Annotated in this window: 17 protein-coding genes; all 17 read left to right on the forward strand. The window is 60.0% G+C overall.

The features are described 5' to 3' along the window. Nucleotides 1-7 precede the first annotated feature (7 nt). The 17 genes from aroC to metK all read left to right on the forward strand — a co-directional run bounded on the left by aroC (nt 8) and on the right by metK (nt 17,180). Nucleotides 8-1,237 carry a chorismate synthase gene (aroC, locus tag HMPREF3160_RS08380; protein ID WP_083285574.1) on the forward strand — a complete coding sequence of 410 codons (1,230 nt, stop codon included), beginning with the start codon at nt 8-10 and terminating at the stop codon, nt 1,235-1,237. Then, the gene (locus HMPREF3160_RS08385; RefSeq protein ID WP_176744724.1) at nt 1,221-1,850 is read left to right on the forward strand and encodes a shikimate kinase; all 630 of its coding nucleotides are present in this window, start codon (nt 1,221-1,223) and stop codon (nt 1,848-1,850) included. The genes aroC and HMPREF3160_RS08385 overlap by 17 nt, the downstream gene beginning before the upstream one ends. Before the next feature lie 14 nt (nt 1,851-1,864). Beyond that, nucleotides 1,865-2,953 carry a 3-dehydroquinate synthase gene (gene aroB / locus HMPREF3160_RS08390; RefSeq protein WP_035755162.1) on the forward strand — a complete coding sequence of 363 codons (1,089 nt, stop codon included), beginning with the start codon at nt 1,865-1,867 and terminating at the stop codon, nt 2,951-2,953. Beyond that, nucleotides 2,950-3,492, forward strand: a complete 543-nt coding sequence (locus HMPREF3160_RS08395) for a tetratricopeptide repeat protein (RefSeq protein WP_035755164.1) — start codon at nt 2,950-2,952, stop codon at nt 3,490-3,492. Before aroB ends, HMPREF3160_RS08395 begins: the two co-directional genes overlap by 4 nt. Nucleotides 3,493-3,593: 101 nt before the next feature. Beyond that, the gene (efp, locus tag HMPREF3160_RS08400) at nt 3,594-4,157 is read left to right on the forward strand and encodes an elongation factor P (protein WP_035755167.1); all 564 of its coding nucleotides are present in this window, start codon (nt 3,594-3,596) and stop codon (nt 4,155-4,157) included. After that, nucleotides 4,154-4,576, forward strand: a complete 423-nt coding sequence (gene nusB / locus HMPREF3160_RS08405) for a transcription antitermination factor NusB (protein WP_035755170.1) — start codon at nt 4,154-4,156, stop codon at nt 4,574-4,576. Before efp ends, nusB begins: the two co-directional genes overlap by 4 nt. 133 nt (nt 4,577-4,709) lie before the next feature. Then, nucleotides 4,710-5,330 (forward strand): bifunctional pyr operon transcriptional regulator/uracil phosphoribosyltransferase PyrR, encoded by a 621-nt coding sequence (gene pyrR, locus HMPREF3160_RS08410; RefSeq protein WP_070492215.1) that lies wholly within the window; start codon nt 4,710-4,712, stop codon nt 5,328-5,330. Next, entirely contained in the window at nt 5,330-6,298 is a 969-nt protein-coding gene (locus tag HMPREF3160_RS08415) for an aspartate carbamoyltransferase catalytic subunit (RefSeq protein WP_070492212.1), read from the forward strand. The genes pyrR and HMPREF3160_RS08415 overlap by 1 nt, the downstream gene beginning before the upstream one ends. Before the next feature lie 2 nt (nt 6,299-6,300). Beyond that, entirely contained in the window at nt 6,301-7,617 is a 1,317-nt protein-coding gene (locus tag HMPREF3160_RS08420; protein WP_035755177.1) for a dihydroorotase, read from the forward strand. After that, the gene (locus HMPREF3160_RS08425; RefSeq protein WP_052048312.1) at nt 7,614-8,189 is read left to right on the forward strand and encodes a PH-like domain-containing protein; all 576 of its coding nucleotides are present in this window, start codon (nt 7,614-7,616) and stop codon (nt 8,187-8,189) included. Before HMPREF3160_RS08420 ends, HMPREF3160_RS08425 begins: the two co-directional genes overlap by 4 nt. Continuing rightward, entirely contained in the window at nt 8,190-9,359 is a 1,170-nt protein-coding gene (carA, locus tag HMPREF3160_RS08430) for a glutamine-hydrolyzing carbamoyl-phosphate synthase small subunit (protein ID WP_070492209.1), read from the forward strand. It abuts the gene before it with no gap. A gap of 7 nt (nt 9,360-9,366) precedes the next feature. After that, nucleotides 9,367-12,663, forward strand: a complete 3,297-nt coding sequence (carB, locus tag HMPREF3160_RS08435; protein ID WP_070492207.1) for a carbamoyl-phosphate synthase large subunit — start codon at nt 9,367-9,369, stop codon at nt 12,661-12,663. A 3-nt stretch (nt 12,664-12,666) separates the two neighbouring features. Next, entirely contained in the window at nt 12,667-13,545 is an 879-nt protein-coding gene (pyrF, locus tag HMPREF3160_RS08440; protein WP_070492204.1) for an orotidine-5'-phosphate decarboxylase, read from the forward strand. Nucleotides 13,546-13,594: 49 nt separating this feature from the next. Further along, complete coding sequence (gmk, locus tag HMPREF3160_RS08445) at nt 13,595-14,182, forward strand: guanylate kinase (RefSeq protein ID WP_070492201.1); 588 nt, start codon at nt 13,595-13,597, stop codon at nt 14,180-14,182. Between the two features lie 129 nt (nt 14,183-14,311). Then, entirely contained in the window at nt 14,312-14,584 is a 273-nt protein-coding gene (gene rpoZ / locus HMPREF3160_RS08450) for a DNA-directed RNA polymerase subunit omega (RefSeq protein ID WP_035755188.1), read from the forward strand. A gap of 56 nt (nt 14,585-14,640) precedes the next feature. Beyond that, nucleotides 14,641-15,933 (forward strand): bifunctional phosphopantothenoylcysteine decarboxylase/phosphopantothenate--cysteine ligase CoaBC, encoded by a 1,293-nt coding sequence (gene coaBC, locus HMPREF3160_RS08455; protein WP_070508019.1) that lies wholly within the window; start codon nt 14,641-14,643, stop codon nt 15,931-15,933. A 44-nt stretch (nt 15,934-15,977) separates the two neighbouring features. Next, the gene (gene metK / locus HMPREF3160_RS08460; RefSeq protein ID WP_070508020.1) at nt 15,978-17,180 is read left to right on the forward strand and encodes a methionine adenosyltransferase; all 1,203 of its coding nucleotides are present in this window, start codon (nt 15,978-15,980) and stop codon (nt 17,178-17,180) included. The last annotated feature ends 34 nt before the right edge of the window (nt 17,181-17,214 follow it).

Below are 17,214 nucleotides of genomic sequence, written 5' to 3' on the forward strand. Positions count from 1 at the left end.
TGGCACAATGTTGCGTTGGCTTACAGCAGGTGAATCCCACGGTAAAGCGCTGGTCGGCATCCTTGAAGGCTTGCCCGCCGGTGTAGAGATCACGACGCCTGAGGTTCAGGCGGCCTTGGCTCGCAGGCGGCTCGGTTATGGCCGCGGCGCTCGGATGAAGTTCGAGCAAGATGAGGTCACGATGCTGGGCGGTGTCCGCCATGGCGTGACGATGGGTGGGCCTGTTGCTATCGAGGTGGGTAACACCGAGTGGCCCAAGTGGCAGGATGTCATGAACCCGGACCCGGTCGATCCTTCGGTTCTGGAGGGTAAAGCCCGCAACGCGGCCCTGACGCGCCCTCGTCCGGGGCACGCTGATCTAGCCGGTATGCAGAAGTACGGTTACGCAGAGGCCCGCCCGGCACTTGAGCGCGCGAGCGCCCGCGAAACAGCCACACGCGTGGCTTTGGGGGCAGTCGCGTCGAAGTTCTTAGCCAGCCTCGGCATCGAACTCGTTTCGCATACCACCGCGATCGGCGAGGTCGCCTCCCCAGCTGACGCGTTGCTGCCTACCAAAGCCGATGTTGAGGTACTTGATGCTGATCCGTTGCGGTGCTTTGACCCTGAAACTTCCCAGCGGATGGTCGCTGAGGTCGATGCGGCACATTCCGAGGGCGAAACCCTCGGTGGTGTGGTTGAGGTCATCGCTACCGGTTGCCCGGTTGGTTTGGGTTCTTTCGTGCACTGGGATCGTCGGCTGGATTCTCGCCTTGCCGGAGCGCTCATGGGGATCCAAGCGATTAAGGGTGTCGAGGTCGGCGATGGTTTCGAGACCGCTCGCCGCCGCGGGTCCCAGGCCCACGACGAGATTTCCCTCGACGCTGAAGGCCACGCGGTGCGCTTGAGCAATCGCGCTGGTGGTATTGAAGGCGGCATGACCAACGGCGAGCCGGTGCGTGTGCGTGCGGCCATGAAGCCGATCGCCACGGTTCCGCGGGCGCTGAGCACCATCAACGTGGCTACCGGCGAGCCTGCCAAAGCGCATCATCAACGCTCGGATGTGTGCGCAGTTCCAGCAGCCGGTGTGGTTGCCGAAGCGATGGTCGCGTTGGTTCTTGCTGACGCGGTCCTTGAGAAGTTCGGTGGCGACTCTGTTGAAGAGGTCCGCGCCAACATCGAAAACTACCGCGAGACTGCTGATGACATTTCGGCTCGCGCATCTGATCCTGACACATCTGCCGATGACGCAACACACTGAACCACCTGCCGGCGGGCGTAGTGAACCGGTCCTGAACTGCGCAGCTTCTGCGAGTTCACAGCCTGCAGCCCTTTCCCGGCATATCGTCTTGATCGGTCCGATGTGTTCGGGTAAGTCCGCGGCGGCGCGGTCCTTCGCTGAGCTACTGGGCTGCGCTTGGACGGATCTGGATGATGAGTTCGTCACAGAGCACGGCCCGATCCCGGCATACATTGAACAACACGGGATGGACGCGTTTCGTGTAGCGGAATCAGTGATTTTCGCGCGTGCTTTGGCACGCAAGAAGCCACAGATTATCGCGACCGGCGGCGGTGTGGTGCTCGCCGCGAAGAACCGTGAACTCCTGCAAGATCAGGTGACTTTCTGGCTCGATGTTTCCCCGCACGTCGCCCTCAGCCGTATGCGCGGAGGAACCGGAAGACCCCTTCTGGCAGGGGATGACCCGTTCGCGCGCTGGCAAGCAATTAAAACCGAACGCGAACCGCTGTATCGCGAATGCGGCATCGGCCCGATCGACACTTCCACAATGCGTCCGGGAGAAGTCGCGCAAACCCTGCAAGGTATGCTCGATGCCGCATCCAGCACTCATTCCGTATCCACCCGCAATCCTTAGAGGAGTACACCGCTATGACTGAGCGCGTGAGCACCGTCCGCGTCGACCATTCGGATGGAACTGGTTACGACGTGGTGATTGGCCGTGGCCTCTTAAACCGTTTGCGTCCCATGTTGGGTGAGAAGGTCCAGAAGGTCCTCATCATCCATCCGCGTGCTTTGCGCGCCACAGGCGAAGCCGTACGTGAGTTCTTGCTTCAAGACAACGTCGAAGCCCTTTCGGCTGAGATCCCCGATGCGGAAGAAGGCAAACGGGTCGAGGTTGCGTCTTTCTGCTGGCAGGTCATGGGGCAGGCGGATTTCACACGCACCGACGCGGTGGTATCGGTCGGTGGAGGCGCGGTGACTGACCTGGCTGGTTTCGTTGCCGCAACCTGGTTGCGTGGTGTCCGTATTGTACACATCCCAACCACATACTTGGGCATGGTGGATGCTGCGGTGGGCGGCAAAACCGGTATCAACACCGCTGAAGGCAAGAACCTCGTGGGTGCTTTCCACCCGCCGGCAGGCGTTCTTGCGGACCTCGATGCGTTGCATACCTTGCCGCGAAACGAGCTCGTGACCGGAATGGCTGAAACCGTGAAATCTGGTTTCATTGCCGACCCTCGGATTCTGGAGCTCATCGAAGAAGACGTTGACGAAGCCACCGATCCGGCAAGTGAACGCCTCTTCGAACTGATTGAGCGCACCATCAAGGTCAAAGCGGACATCGTGTCTCAGGACCTCAAGGAAGCGGGCCGTCGTGAGTTCCTCAACTACGGCCATACGCTCGGGCACTCGATCGAGCATGCCGAGCGTTATCAGTGGCGCCACGGAGCGGCGGTGTCCGTGGGGCTTGTCTTCGCCGCGGAACTGGGCCGGCTCGTCGGCCGGCTCGATGATGCGACAGCGGACCGCCACCGCGAAATCCTCACTTCGTTGGGGTTACCTGTAAACTACCGGGGAGACCGCTGGCAAAGCTTGTTAGAAACCATGCGACGTGATAAAAAAGCGCGCGGTCGCTTGCTGCGCTTCGTCGTGCTGGACGGTCTTGCGCGACCGGGCATCCTTGAAGGCCCGGAGGATCACCTATTGTTTACAGCATTCCAGGAGGTTGCTGCGTGAGGAAGACGGAAAGCATTAGCACGGGCATCCCGGGTGTTGAGTTCCGCCTACCCGACTTGCGGCCCATCGTCGTGGACGAGCAGCTGGCTCAAGAGACCGCGCAGAACGGGGAGGCCGGAGACCGCGTTGTGGCTTTGATCGCTCAAGGCCGATTGGCAGCTGCATCCGAACTTGTTGCCGATGCCCGCCTCATGGACCCACGCAATATCCGCTTACGACTGCTGGACACGGAAGTGACCCGCTGGAGCGGAGACCCGGAGCGAGCGATCTACCGGCTGCAGCAGCTACGCAAGGAGTTCGACGGCACGGTTGACGAAGTCGATATCGTCCAGAACCTCGGCGCGTGCTTCTACAGCATCGGTGACATGCTCGCAGCGACTTCACGGTATAAGTCAGCGTTAGAAGGCCGGGAGCAGTTCAACGCATCCGAAGTTCTGCGCAACGCTTCCCGTGCCGCCTATGAGTCGCTGCTGAACGAAGTGAACGCCCCGGACGAGGCCGTCCAAGTTTCGGTATTGCCGGACACCTCCAACGCATAGGCTGGCGAAAGCGTAAACTAGGCCTGAGTGTTTCGCGACCAGATCAGTGTTGCGCAACGAATTCACCATGTACTGCTGTAACTAATTTTGAAGGAGCCAACGTGGCAACCAGCAATGACATCAAGAACGGTAGCGTTCTTCGGATTGACGGCCAACTGTGGAGCGTGGTCGAGTTCCAGCACGTCAAGCCGGGTAAAGGTGGCGCGTTCGTGCGCACCAAGTTGCGTAACGTCGTCTCCGGTAAGACTGTCGATAAGACCTACAACGCTGGCGCCAAAGTTGAGATGGCTACCGTTGACCGCCGCGACTACCAGTACCTCTACCAAGACGGCGCTGACTACGTCTTCATGGATTTGGAAGACTACGATCAGCTGACCGTACCCGGCGAAACTGTGGGGGACGCCGCCAACTTCTTGCTGGAGAATCAGAACGTTCAGATCGCGCTGAATGACGGCCAGGTCCTCTACATCGAAATGCCGCCGTCGGTGATCCTTGAGATCACCTACACCGAGCCAGGTCTGCAGGGGGATCGTTCCAACGCCGGCACCAAGCCAGCAACCCTGGAAACCGGCCACGAGATCCAGGTTCCGCTCTTTGTCGAGCAGAACACCAAGGTCAAGGTTGACACCCGCACCGGCGAATACTTGGGCCGCGTTACAGAGTGACCAGGCAAGGGGAGAGCACCCGCTCGAAAGCACGCCGCCGCGCACTCGAAATCCTCTTCGAAGCCGAGCAGCGTGGGATCGAGGCGGCAGACGTGTTGCAGCGCCGCGACGAAGACGGCGCTGCCGTCAACCCGTACACTCGTGAGCTCGTCGGTGGAGTGAGCACGCACACGACCCAACTCGATGAGGTCCTCACGACCTACGCACAAGGGTGGACGCTGGATCGTATGCCCGCAGTAGACCGTGCCGCATTACGGATTGGTCTCTGGGAGTTGCTATATAACGACGAGATCCCCGACGCGGTTGCAGTCGATGAGGCTGTACGGCTCGTGCGTGAGATGTCCACCTCGGAGTCACCGGACTTCGTCAACGGATTACTTGGCCGCCTGCAACGCATCAAGCCCACACTGATCCTCTAGCGGCACTGCAACTGAGATCACACGTGCGCGTGGGTAACGAAGCCCGGCGCTAGCCGATGCGACTGGTAGATTAGAGAACCGCAGAAGACAGCCTTTAACAACCGTCCAGTGAGGCGGGGAAGGAGGTCGGCGCATGGGTAACACCTCAGCTGAAATCGCTGAAGTGATGAATGCATCCGACATTGATCGCGCCCTCACGCGGATCGCTCACGAGATCGTTGAGAAAAACCGCGGCGGAGATGATCTTGTGGTCCTGGGGATCCCTTCTCGTGGAGTCCCTTTGGCGCAACGGCTCGCTGAGAAACTTGAGCGCATCATCAACCGTCCAGCCGCTTCTTTCTGCGGCTCGCTTGACATCACGATGCACCGCGATGACGTCCGCCGCCGCGCTCCGCGCGTACCCGCGCCAACACGCTTGCCGGACACCGGGGTCGATGACCAAACCGTGGTCTTGGTCGATGACGTCCTCTTTTCAGGCCGCACGATCCGCGCGGCCCTTGATGCGCTCGTTGACTGTGGCCGCCCGCAAGCGGTGCGTCTTGCAGTCTTAGTGGACCGCGGGCACCGTGAACTTCCGATCCGTGCCGACCACGTAGGCAAAAACATCCCCACCTCACGCACCGAATCTGTGCGTGTAGAACTCACAGAGATCGATAGCGCTGACCGTGTGATCATCGAACGTCCTGCCGCGTCCCAACCTGACACAGACGACACCGCGCAAGCTGAGTCTGCAACGGGGAAGGCCGATAACTGATGCGCCACCTCCTGGACACTAAAGACCTCAGCCGTGAAGAAGCGATCCGGATCTTAGATATCGCTGAATCCATGACGGATTCCACAGGTAAGGAAATCAAGAAGTTCCCAACCCTGCGCGGCCTGACTGTTGCAAACCTCTTCTTTGAAGACTCAACCCGCACGCGCATCTCGTTCGAAGCTGCCGCGAAAAGGCTTTCAGCCGACGTGATCACGTTCAGCGCGAAAGGCTCGTCCGTCTCCAAGGGGGAATCCCTCAAAGACACCGCCCAGACACTCGAAGCGATCGGTGCTGACGCGATCGTCATCCGCCACAGCTCCTCAGGTGCGGCTTACCGCCTCGCTGAAACCGACTGGATCGACGCCGCAATCGTCAACGCAGGCGATGGAACCCACGCACACCCAACACAGGCGCTTCTGGACGCATTCACGTTACGCCGCGAACGTGCAGCCCTGAAGGGTGAACCCTCGCTCGGGCAGGGCCTCGATGGCGCGCGCGTTGTGATCGTCGGCGATATTCTGCACTCGCGTGTGGCCCGCTCCAACGTGTGGCTGCTGAACACCTTGGGTGCCGAGGTCACACTGGTTGCCCCTCCAACACTGATGCCGCACAGCGTCGGTGATTGGCCGGTGAGAGTGACCCACGACTTTGATGAAGCACTCGCGAGCGAACCTGATGCCGTGATGATGTTGCGTGTTCAGGCTGAACGGATGCACGGGGCCTTCTTCCCATCGGCATCTGAGTATTCACGCCGCTGGGGATTGACACCCGCGCGTCACGCATCCATGAAGCAAGGAGCCATCGTGATGCATCCGGGCCCCATGAACCGAGGCCTAGAAATCAGCTCCACAGCAGCGGATGCCCCCAATTCCCGTGTACTCAACCAAGTCTCCGCAGGTGTAGCCGTCCGAATGGCTGTGCTTTACCTGGTTTTGGCTGGAGATTCGACCGACACTCAGAAGGCCTGATCATGACGACCACGTTGATTCAATCCGTCACGCTCCCTAACGGGAACACCGCAGACATCCTGCTGGCCGAAGGGGATATTCGCGATATTGCCGAGGCCGGCAGCATCACCGCACCTTCCGACGCAGAAGTCATCAATGCTGAAGGGCTCATCGCGCTTCCAGGTTTGGTTGACCCTCACACCCACCTGCGTGAGCCAGGCCGCGAGGACGCCGAAACCGTTGAGACCGGAACCCAGGCCGCGGCGGCCGGGGGTTTCGTTGCGGTGTATGCGATGGCGAATTCGATGCCGGTTGCAGACACCGCCGGTGTTGTTGAGTCGGTACGCCAGCTGGGTGAAGAAGCCGGGTGGGCGGAAGTACGCCCGATCGGTGCTGTGACCCAGAGGCTGGCAGGGGAGCGGCTCGCCGAACTCGGCGCTATGGCTGATTCCCACGCCCAGGTCCGTATGTTCTCCGATGACGGCATGTGCGTGTTTGATCCGGTCCTGATGCGCAGGGCTCTTGAATATGTCCGCTCTTTCGACGGTGTGGTGGCCCAGCACGCCCAGGAGCCGCGCCTGACAGAGGGCGCACAGATGAACGAAGGCATCGTCTCCTCAGAGCTTGGACTGACCGGCTGGCCTGCCGTTGCAGAGGAATCGATCATCGCCCGCGATGTGTTGCTGACCCAGCACGTCAACTCGCGTTTGCACGTATGCCACGTCTCAACTAAAGGTAGCGTGGAAATCATCCGTTGGGCAAAGTCCCAGGGGATCGATGTGACCGCCGAGGTAACCCCGCACCACCTACTGCTCACTGAAGAGATGGTTCGCGGCTACGACCCGGTGTTCAAGGTCAACCCACCGCTGCGTACTAAGGAAGACACCCTCGCGCTACGTGAGGCTGTTGCTGACGGCACGATCGACATGATCGGAACCGACCACGCACCTCACACCTCGGAGACCAAGCAGTGCGCTTGGAACGAAGCCGCGATGGGCATGACCGGTTTGGAGACCGCTCTACCAGTGGTGCAGAAGACGCTCGTGGATACGGGCATGATCACGTGGGAAGACGTCGCACGCATCATGTCCACCGCACCAGCCAAGCTCATCAAGGCCACTAACCACGGCCAGCCCCTGGAAGTCGGGTCAGTAGCGAATGTGACGCTGTATGATCCGAGCGCGGTACGCGTCGTGAACCCTGAGGAACACCACACCAAGGGCCGTAACTCCCCGTATAAAGGCCTAGAGTTGCCAGGCAAGGTCATGCACACGTTCTATGCAGGCCACGCCACAGTCGTTGATGGCGAACTCGCTAGCCCACGCAAGGTGATCGCATGACACAGGGAGAGTTCATTGGCCTGATCGTGACCGTCGCGATCTGTGTGATCGCGATCGTATTGATGTTGCTTGGTTGGTCACACCGAAAGAAACGCCAGTCCGGGATCCAGGCGCCCGAACAATTGCCCGCGAGCTTGACCGAGCCCCGCGCCGAAGGCGAAGGCACCTACGTTGTCACGACCTTCGCGGGCCAGCATCTCGAAAGGATCGCGGCACACGAGCTTGGCGTGCGATGCGCGGCAGCACTCTCTATAGGGGATGACGGCGTGTCCGTCTACCGTACGGAAGCAGAGAACTTCTTCATCCCGGCCGCCAATATCGCAGGCATCACCACGGTGCGCGGAATGGTGGGTAAGTTCGTTGAAGACGGCGGGATCATCGTGATCCGCCATAAACTTGGCGAAACCAGCGTCGACACCGGATTCCGCGCCGAAACCCGCACCGTACACAGCACACTCTTGGCGGCTTTATACAAGCTCGCCCCAGAAATTCAGACGCATCCGGAAACTGACACCACCGCGGCAGAGCACGCGGGCAACGCTTCCGGGCACCACCCAGAAAGGACGGCATAGGTGGCACACACCGATCACGACAAGGCACTACTTGTCACCGAAGACGGCCGCGTATTCCGCGGGCACGCCTACGGCAAACGTGGCCAAACCCTCGGTGAGCTCGTGTTCACCACAGGCATGACCGGTTATCAGGAAACCTTGACCGACCCGTCCTATGCAGGCCAGATCGTCGTCCAGACCTTCCCCCACATCGGCAACACCGGCGCGAACCCAACCGATAACGAATCGGCACGCATCTGGGTCGCCGGCTATGCAGTCCGCGAACCGTCACGCATCGCATCCAACTGGCGTTCCGAAACAACGCTGGATGACGAGCTTGAACGCGACGGCATCGTCGGGATCGCCGGGATCGACACCCGGGCGGTAACCCGCCACATCCGCTCTGCAGGTGCAATGAAGGCCGGCATCTTCTCCGGCGAGGCCGCAGACAAACCGGTCGAGGAACTCATCAAGACCGTCAAAGACCAGCCGAGCATGCAAGGCCAACGCTTCTCCGAGACCGTGACCACCAAGGAAAGCTACTGGGTTGATCCTGCTGAACACGGATGGGAAGGCGAACCGCTAGCGACCGTTGCCGCACTCGACCTCGGTATCAAAGGCATGACCCCGCGCCGCCTAGCAGAACGCGGCGTACGCGTGCGCGTTCTGCCTGCCGCATCGACTTTTGCCGACATCAAGGCAGAGAACTTCGACGGTGTCTTCATCTCCAACGGCCCGGGCGACCCGTCCCAGGCTGACCCGGAAGTGAAGTTCGTACGCGACGTGCTCGATGCCAACATCCCACTGTTCGGGATCTGCTTCGGCAACCAGATCCTCGGCCGGGCGCTAGGCTTCTCGACCTATAAACTGCCGTTTGGCCACCGCGGCATGAACCAGCCAGTGCTTGACAAGGCGACCGGCCGCGTCGAGATCACCTCCCAAAACCACGGCTTCGCGATCGATGTGCCGATCGAGGGCACTGTTGAAGCCCCAGAGTCACGCTTCGGGCGCGTCGAGGTCTCTCACATCGGTCTCAACGACCAGGTCGTCGAAGGTCTCCGTTGCCTCGATATCCCGGCGTTCTCCGTCCAATACCACCCGGAATCCGGTGCGGGCCCGCACGATTCCTCGTACCTTTTCGACCGTTTCATCGAACTCATGCAAGCGCACACCTCGCAGAAGGAAGGCTGAAACCTCCATGCCAAAGCGCACTGACATTTCATCCGTCCTTGTCATCGGATCAGGCCCGATCGTGATCGGCCAGGCCGCCGAATTCGACTACTCAGGAACCCAAGCGCTACGCGTCCTCAAGGAAGAGGGCGTGCGTGTGATCCTGGTGAACTCGAACCCGGCGACCATCATGACCGACCCTGCGATGGCGGATGCGACCTACGTCGAACCGATCACCCCGAACGTAGTCGCCAAGATCATCGAGAAAGAACGCCCGGACGCGCTTCTGCCAACCCTGGGTGGCCAGACCGCACTCAACACCGCGATCGAGCTCGATAAATCCGGCGTGCTCGCTGAATATAACGTTGAGCTGATCGGCGCGAATATCGAAGCCATCGAACTCGGTGAAGACCGCGAGAAGTTCAAAGGAGTTGTGGAACGCTCCGGCGGCGAATCAGCCCGCTCAGCGATCGTTCACACCATGGAACAGGCCTTCGAGGCCGTCGAGGAACTCGGCTATCCGGTCGTGGTCCGCCCGTCCTTCACGATGGGTGGGCTTGGCTCCGGAATGGCCTATAACGAAGAAGACCTACGCCGCATCTGCGGTGCCGGGCTTCAGTATTCACCAACCAGTGAGGTGCTCCTCGAGGAGTCCATCCTCGGCTGGAAGGAATACGAGTTCGAGATGATGCGCGATAAGAACGACAACGTGGTTGTTGTGTGCACCATCGAAAACTTCGATCCGGTGGGTGTCCACACGGGTGACTCGATCACCGTGGCACCAGCTATGACGCTGACCGACGTCGAGTATCAGAAGCTGCGTGACATCTCGATCAACGTGATCCGTGAAGTCGGTGTCGACACGGGCGGTTGCAACATCCAGTTCGCAGTAGACCCAGCAACCGGCCGCGTGGTCGTGATCGAAATGAACCCACGCGTCTCGCGTTCCTCGGCCCTGGCGTCCAAAGCCACCGGCTTCCCGATCGCAAAGATCGCCGCGAAGCTCTCGCTGGGCTATACCCTCGATGAGATCCCGAACGACATCACGCAGAAAACCCCGGCGTCCTTCGAACCGGCTCTTGACTATGTGGTTGTGAAGGTTCCGCGCTTCGCGTTCGAGAAGTTCCCGGCAGCTGATGCCACACTGACCACTACCATGAAGTCGGTCGGTGAAGCGATGGCTCTGGGCCGCAACTTCACCGAAGCGCTGCAGAAAGCGATGCGTTCGCTTGAGCAGAAAGATGCCGAGTTCAGCTTTGAGAAGCCGGACGAAGCCGAGATCGCTCAGCTGCTGGCCAGCTCCGAGCGCGGCTCAACCGAACGCATCTATAACGTTCAGCGCGCCCTGCTAGGTGGTGCGAGCATCGAACGCGTCTACGCCTCTACCGCGATCGACCCGTGGTTCCTCGATCAGTTGCAACTGATCAACGAGGTTGCACAAGAGATCGCAGCTGATCAGGACCTCGCGCCAGAGACCCTGCGTTTGGCTAAACGTCACGGTTTCTCCGATGCCCAGATCGCTAAACTCTCACACCGCCGTGAAGACGTTGTGCGCGGCATCCGGCAAGCACTCGGCATCCGTCCGGTGTATAAAACCGTGGACACGTGCGCCGCTGAGTTCGAGGCGTTCACGCCATACCTGTACTCCTCATATGATGAGGAATGCGAACTCGAACAGCACGATAAGCCATCCGTGATCATCCTCGGCTCCGGGCCTAACCGCATCGGGCAGGGCATCGAGTTTGACTACTCGTGCGTCCATGCGACCATGGCGCTGCGCGATGCCGGCTATGAGACGGTCATGATCAACTGCAACCCGGAGACCGTCTCAACCGACTACGACGTCTCCAACCGTCTGTACTTCGAACCGCTCACGCTTGAAGACGTCTTGGAAATCATTCAGGCGGAGCAGGCTACCGGCGGCGTTCTGGGTGTCTACGTTCAGCTCGGCGGGCAGACCCCGCTCAAGCTCGCCGCAGAACTCGAAGCCGCAGGAGTTCCGATCCTGGGCACGAGCCCAACCGCGATTGATCTTGCCGAGCACCGCGGTGAGTTCCAGCGCGTGCTTGATCGCGCGGGGCTGACCGCGCCGAAGAACGGAACCGCCGTATCCTTCGATCAGGCCAAGAGAATCGCGGACGAAATCGGTTACCCGGTTCTGGTCCGCCCGTCCTACGTTCTGGGTGGCCGCGGCATGGAGATCGTCTATGACGAAGCCCAGCTGGCAACCTACGTTGAGAACGCGACCGAGATCACCGCTGATCATCCAATGCTCGTGGACCGCTTCCTTGAGGACGCGATCGAGATCGACGTTGACGCACTCTTCGATGGTAGCGATCTGTTCATCGGTGGCGTCATGGAGCACATCGAAGAAGCCGGTATCCACTCCGGTGACTCGGCGTGCACCCTGCCGCCAACCACGCTTTCGCAAGAGACCCTCGATCGGGTCTCGGCAGCAACCCGAGCTATCGCCGAAGGCGTTGGCGTGCGCGGCCTGATCAACATCCAGTTCGCTCTCGCCTCCGATGTCCTCTACGTCATCGAAGCGAACCCACGCGCATCCCGCACGGTCCCGTTCGTCTCGAAGGCAACCGGTGTTGAGCTCGCTAAAGCCGCCGCACTCATCGGTGTGGGCGCCACCATCGCCTCGATGCGTGGCGGGATCCTGCCAGCTGAAGGCGACGGCGCGTCCTTACCGATGGGCTCAGCGATCGCCGTCAAGGAGGCAGTCCTGCCGTTCGCCCGCTTCCGGACCGAGGATGGCCGCGCGGTCGACTCTCTGCTCGGCCCGGAGATGAGGTCCACAGGCGAGGTCATGGGTATCGACAAGCACTTCGATACCGCTTTCGCGAAGTCCCAAGCCGCCGCCAACAATCCGTTGCCAACCGAAGGTAAGGTCTTTGTCTCGGTAGCTAACCGCGATAAGCGATCTGTAGTGATGCCGGTCAAGCTCTTGGCGGACCTCGGATTCGAGATCGTCTCCACGGGTGGCACTGCCGATGTGTTGCGCCGCAACGACATCAAGGCGACCGTTGTGAACAAGGTTCACGAGGCTGGGAATGAGCGTTCGATTGTCGACCTCGTCACTGACGGTGAGATCGCGATGATCATGAACACCCCATCCGGTGGTGGGGATTCCCGCTCCGATGGCTACGAGATCCGCGCCGCGGCTACCTCTGTAGGTACCCCGATCATCACAACCGTTGCGGAATTCAGCTCAGCTGTCATGGCGATCGAGGCGCTACGGACCTATCCGTGGGAGGTTGCAAGCCTGCAAGAGCATGCCGTACGTCTCGCCGCGATCCGCGCAGGCGAAGAAGGCTAAGCCATGACAACGGGTAGCACCGAGCCGTTCGGTTGCCGGCTAGCTCACGCCCTTGAGCGCTACGGCAAGCTGTGTGTGGGGATCGACCCGCATCCTTCCACACTCAAGGACTGGGGGCTCGCCGATTCCGCTGACGGCGCGCTCGAATTCGGTTTGGCCGCAGTGAAAGCCGCAGCCGGCCGAGCCGGGATCATCAAACCGCAGGTCGCCCTGTTTGAGCGGTTCGGTTCTGCGGGCTTCGCGGCTCTTGAACGAGTCCAGGCCGAGGCGAAGGAACAGGGAATCCTTGTTCTAGCGGATGCCAAACGTGGCGACATAGGCTCCACGATGGCCGGCTATGCCCAAGCCTGGCTGGATCCTTCCTCACCATTGGTTGCCGATGCCGTAACGGTCTCCCCATATCTCGGTGTGGGGGCGCTCGGCCCGGTCTTCGATGTGGCCGCCGAATTCGGCGGCGGTGTATTCGTGCTTGGGTTGACGTCCAATCCGGAAGGCGCACGCGTTCAACACGCCGGCGGAAGCGACTCCGCGGCACGCCGCGTCATTACCGATGTCGCGGACATCAACGAACGGATGCGCAAGGCTCAGACTCGGACGCAGGCCGAGACAGTAGCACCAGCGCTTGGTGACGTTGGCCTCGTTGTTGGCGCAACGACAGGCGATGCGGCACGCAACCTCGGCATCGACCTCGCTACCGGTAAGCCGCCACTTCTGACCCCAGGCTATGGGGCGCAAGGTGCCACCGCATCGGACCTCGCAGCAGCCTTCGGGGATGTGTGGGACCAAGTGGTCGTTCCGGCGTCACGATCATTGGCCAAACCATATGCGATGGAAGCCGCGATCGAATCCGCACAAGAGGACCTCGCTACAGCAATCAACTAAAATCAGTGGGGCTAAGGCCCTACGATTCCCTTGCAACGGAGGAATGTCTATGGCACAGGCTGAAACCCAAACGAACCCTACGCGGGTCACGGTGCTGGCTGGACCGACCGCAGTAGGGAAGGGAACCGTCTCGACCTTCATCCGGGAAAACTATCCTGACGTGTGGCTTTCGGTGTCTGCGACAACTCGGCAACCGCGCCCAGGCGAAATCGATGGGGTGCACTATCAGTTTGTATCCCCTGAAGAGTTCCGCCGCATGATCGATGCCGGCGAGATGCTCGAATACGCGATCGTGCACGGGCAGAACACCTACGGTACCCCGCGGGCATCGGTTGATGCTGCTGTTGCCAAGGGTAAGCACGTTCTTCTGGAAATCGATCTACAGGGTGCCCGGCAGATCCGCGAAACCCTGCCTCAAGCGCGTTTCGTGTTCCTGGCCCCTCCATCCTGGGATGAGCTGGTCGCACGGCTGATTGGCCGCGGTACAGAAAGCGAAGAAGAACAGAACCGTCGGCTTGAGACCGCCAAGAAGGAACTTGCGGCTGAAGCCGAGTTCGACCACACGATCATCAACGACGAGGTCGAGCGCGCGGCAGCCGAACTCGTGCAGATCATGGGGATCGAGCCCACTCATTGACGTTTGCGTTGCCGCGAAGTCTGAAGCTGCGGCCGCAAGGTTGTAGAATTATAGTTTGCACCTCACGGTGCTCTCGAGAAGAGACGGCGCTGTTGACAAGGCCTGTCAATATCAATTCAAGGAGACTTTGTGTCTGAAGAACTGCCAGGTATCACCGACCCTTCGATCGATGAACTGCTGACCCACGTTGATTCCAAGTACGCGCTGGTGATCAATGCCGCCAAGCGTGCCCGCCAGATCAACGCATACTACTCGCAGTTGCACGAGGGACTGTTCGAATACGTTGGCCCGCTGGTTGATACCCAGCCGAACGAGAAACCGCTTTCGATCGCGTTGCGCGAATACAACGACGGCCTCCTGGATGTGAAGCCTCTCAACGAGTCGCAGCAAGCCGCTGAATAAAGCCCTGCGCTCAGTGGCGTAGATAGCGTACCGGTTGAGCGAGATAGGGGATTGGTATGGCTCGGATTGTCGTAGGCGTTGGCGGTGGTATCGCCGCATATAAAGTCCCGGGCTTGGTGCGTGAGTTCACCGAGGCCGGTCATCACGTTGATGTGATCCCAACCGAGTCCGCCCTGAACTTTGTTGGTGCCGCAACCTGGGAAGCGTTGTCTCACAATCCGGTGAGGACCTCAGTGTTTGAAGCCGTCGATGCGGTCAACCACGTACGCCTAGGCCAAGAAGCTGACCTCGTGGTGGTAGCGCCTGCCACCGCAGACCTTCTAGCCCGTGTGGCTGCAGGTCGCGCCGATGACCTGCTGACTGCCACCATCCTAACCACAACATCACCGGTGTACATGGCCCCGGCCATGCACACGGAAATGTGGCTTAACCCCGCAACGCAAGCGAACGTATCGACTCTGCGTAGCCGCGGAATTGCCGTGCCTGACCCAGCGGTAGGCCGGCTCACGGGCAAAGACTCCGGGCCGGGCCGTCTCGAAGAAATCCCGGTCATCGCGCAAGAGGCACTCGCGTTGCTCGATAGCGCCACCCCACACGCCGGCGAGGCACCTCTTGCGGGCGTCCGGGCGCTTGTGAGCGCAGGTGGCACGCGTGAACCGTTGGATCCGGTGCGTTTCCTCGGCAACCGTTCTACCGGCCGTCAAGGGGTCGCCGTGGCGGAGGCTTTGCGCGATGCCGGCGCCGAGGTCGAGCTCGTCGCAGCTAACATCGAAGTTCCGGCACCCGATGGGGTAGAGGTCACCTCTGTGACCACGGCAGCCGAGCTGGAACAAGCGATGCGTGCATCTGCTAGCGAGGTTCACATCGTTGTCATGGCTGCTGCAGTAGCTGACTTCAGGCCTAAAGAATATGTGGGCAGCAAGATCAAGAAGAACCCGGAAGACGATTCCGCGCCCGTGATCGAGCTGGTCCGCAATCCGGACATCCTGAAAGGGCTGGTGGAGGACCGGCGCTCACGGGCTAAGGATCGGCGCGCGCCGGAGCAGGGTGGTCAGCAGGCCAGCGCTTCACAGGATGCGGACCTCCTGCCCCGCCTCATCGTTGGTTTCGCCGCGGAGACCGGCGATGAGAACGCAAGCGTTCTGGAATACGGCAGAGCCAAACTTAAACGCAAGGGTGCGGATCTTCTCGTCGTGAACGAGGTCTCGGAAACGCGTGGGTTCGGCACACCAAACAATACGGTCGCCGTGCTTGCCGCCGACGGCGAGGACGCCGGTGAGATTTCCGGCTCGAAACGTTATGTTTCTGAATTTATCGTGGATGCGATTGTAAAGCGCTTGGCGCGCTAAAGTCCTGGGTAGATCGCTGAAGCACTAAAGAATCGATAATTGTTATGTTTACTTCTGATAGTTTGCGGCTTTTCACCTCGGAATCCGTGACGGAAGGTCACCCGGACAAGATCTGTGACCAGATTTCCGACGCGATCCTGGATGCGCTCTTGGATAAAGACCCTGAGTCTCGTGTTGCTGTTGAGACTTTGACGACCACGGGGTTGGTTCAAGTTGCCGGTGAGGTTACGACTGACGCCTACGTTGAGATCCCCCAACTTGTGCGCGATACGATCCTTGATTTGGGCTATGACTCCTCCGCGAACGGTTTTGATGGTGCCCGCTGCGGGGTGAATATCTCTATTGGGCAGCAGTCCCAAGAGATCGCCTCTGGTGTGTTCTCGTCTCTTGAAGAACGGCTTGGGAAAGCCAAGGATCCGCGTGATGCTCAGGGCGCCGGCGATCAAGGCATCATGTTCGGTTATGCAACCAACGAGAATGACTCTTTCATGCCGACCCCGATCCATTTGGCGCATCGGCTCTCGCAACAGTTGACGCGTGTGCGTCGCGACGGGGTGTTGCCGGGCCTTCGCCCAGACGGTAAAACGCAGGTCACGATCGGCTATGACGGGAACAAGCCTGTCTCTATTGAGTCGGTGGTGGTCTCAAGCCAGCATGCCGAGGACTATGACTTGGTTTCGGTTCAGTCTGATCTGCATGATTTTGTGGTCAAGCCGGTTCTTTCGACCGAATCGTTGGATTCTTCGAATGCCGAGGTTCTATTGAATCCTTCGGGTAAGTTCATCATCGGTGGCCCGGTGGGGGATGCGGGACTCACAGGTCGCAAGATCATCGTTGATACCTATGGTGGTTTCGCTCGCCATGGTGGTGGTGCGTTCTCTGGTAAGGACCCGTCAAAGGTTGACCGTTCGGCGGCTTATGCTGCACGTTGGGTAGCTAAGAATGTTGTTGCGGCTGGCTTGGCTGATCGAGCTGAGATTCAGGTTGCGTATGCGATTGGGCAGGCCGCCCCGGTTGGTCTCTATGTTGAAACGTTCGGTACCTCCCAGGAGGATCCGGTCAAGATCGCTAGCGCGATCCGTGAGGTTTTCGATCTGCGTCCACTCGGTATCATCGAGGACCTCAACTTGAAGCGTCCGATCTATCGGAAGACGGCCGCGCACGGCCATTTCGGTCGCCCGGACCCTGATTTCACGTGGGAGAACCTGGACCGGGTTGATGCGCTCAAGTCGTATTTCAACCTCTGATTCCCCCATCTAGATCGTGTTGAGCTGGGAGGCC

Source organism: Arthrobacter sp. HMSC06H05, from assembly GCF_001807395.1.
Lineage (GTDB): Bacteria > Actinomycetota > Actinomycetes > Actinomycetales > Micrococcaceae > Pseudoglutamicibacter > Pseudoglutamicibacter albus.

Excerpts from the sequence above, each read along its gene's own strand:
- aroC (WP_083285574.1), top strand. The coding sequence starts at position 8 with ATGTTGCGTTGGCTTACAGCAGGTGAATCCCACGGTAAAGCGCTGGTC.
- HMPREF3160_RS08385 (WP_176744724.1), top strand. The coding sequence starts at position 1,221 with ATGACGCAACACACTGAACCACCTGCCGGCGGGCGTAGTGAACCGGTC.
- aroB (WP_035755162.1), top strand. The coding sequence starts at position 1,865 with ATGACTGAGCGCGTGAGCACCGTCCGCGTCGACCATTCGGATGGAACT.
- pyrR (WP_070492215.1), top strand. The coding sequence starts at position 4,710 with ATGGGTAACACCTCAGCTGAAATCGCTGAAGTGATGAATGCATCCGAC.
- HMPREF3160_RS08415 (WP_070492212.1), top strand. The coding sequence starts at position 5,330 with ATGCGCCACCTCCTGGACACTAAAGACCTCAGCCGTGAAGAAGCGATC.
- HMPREF3160_RS08420 (WP_035755177.1), top strand. The coding sequence starts at position 6,301 with ATGACGACCACGTTGATTCAATCCGTCACGCTCCCTAACGGGAACACC.
- HMPREF3160_RS08425 (WP_052048312.1), top strand. The coding sequence starts at position 7,614 with ATGACACAGGGAGAGTTCATTGGCCTGATCGTGACCGTCGCGATCTGT.
- carB (WP_070492207.1), top strand. The coding sequence starts at position 9,367 with ATGCCAAAGCGCACTGACATTTCATCCGTCCTTGTCATCGGATCAGGC.
- pyrF (WP_070492204.1), top strand. The coding sequence starts at position 12,667 with ATGACAACGGGTAGCACCGAGCCGTTCGGTTGCCGGCTAGCTCACGCC.
- gmk (WP_070492201.1), top strand. The coding sequence starts at position 13,595 with ATGGCACAGGCTGAAACCCAAACGAACCCTACGCGGGTCACGGTGCTG.
- coaBC (WP_070508019.1), top strand. The coding sequence starts at position 14,641 with ATGGCTCGGATTGTCGTAGGCGTTGGCGGTGGTATCGCCGCATATAAA.
- metK (WP_070508020.1), top strand. The coding sequence starts at position 15,978 with ATGTTTACTTCTGATAGTTTGCGGCTTTTCACCTCGGAATCCGTGACG.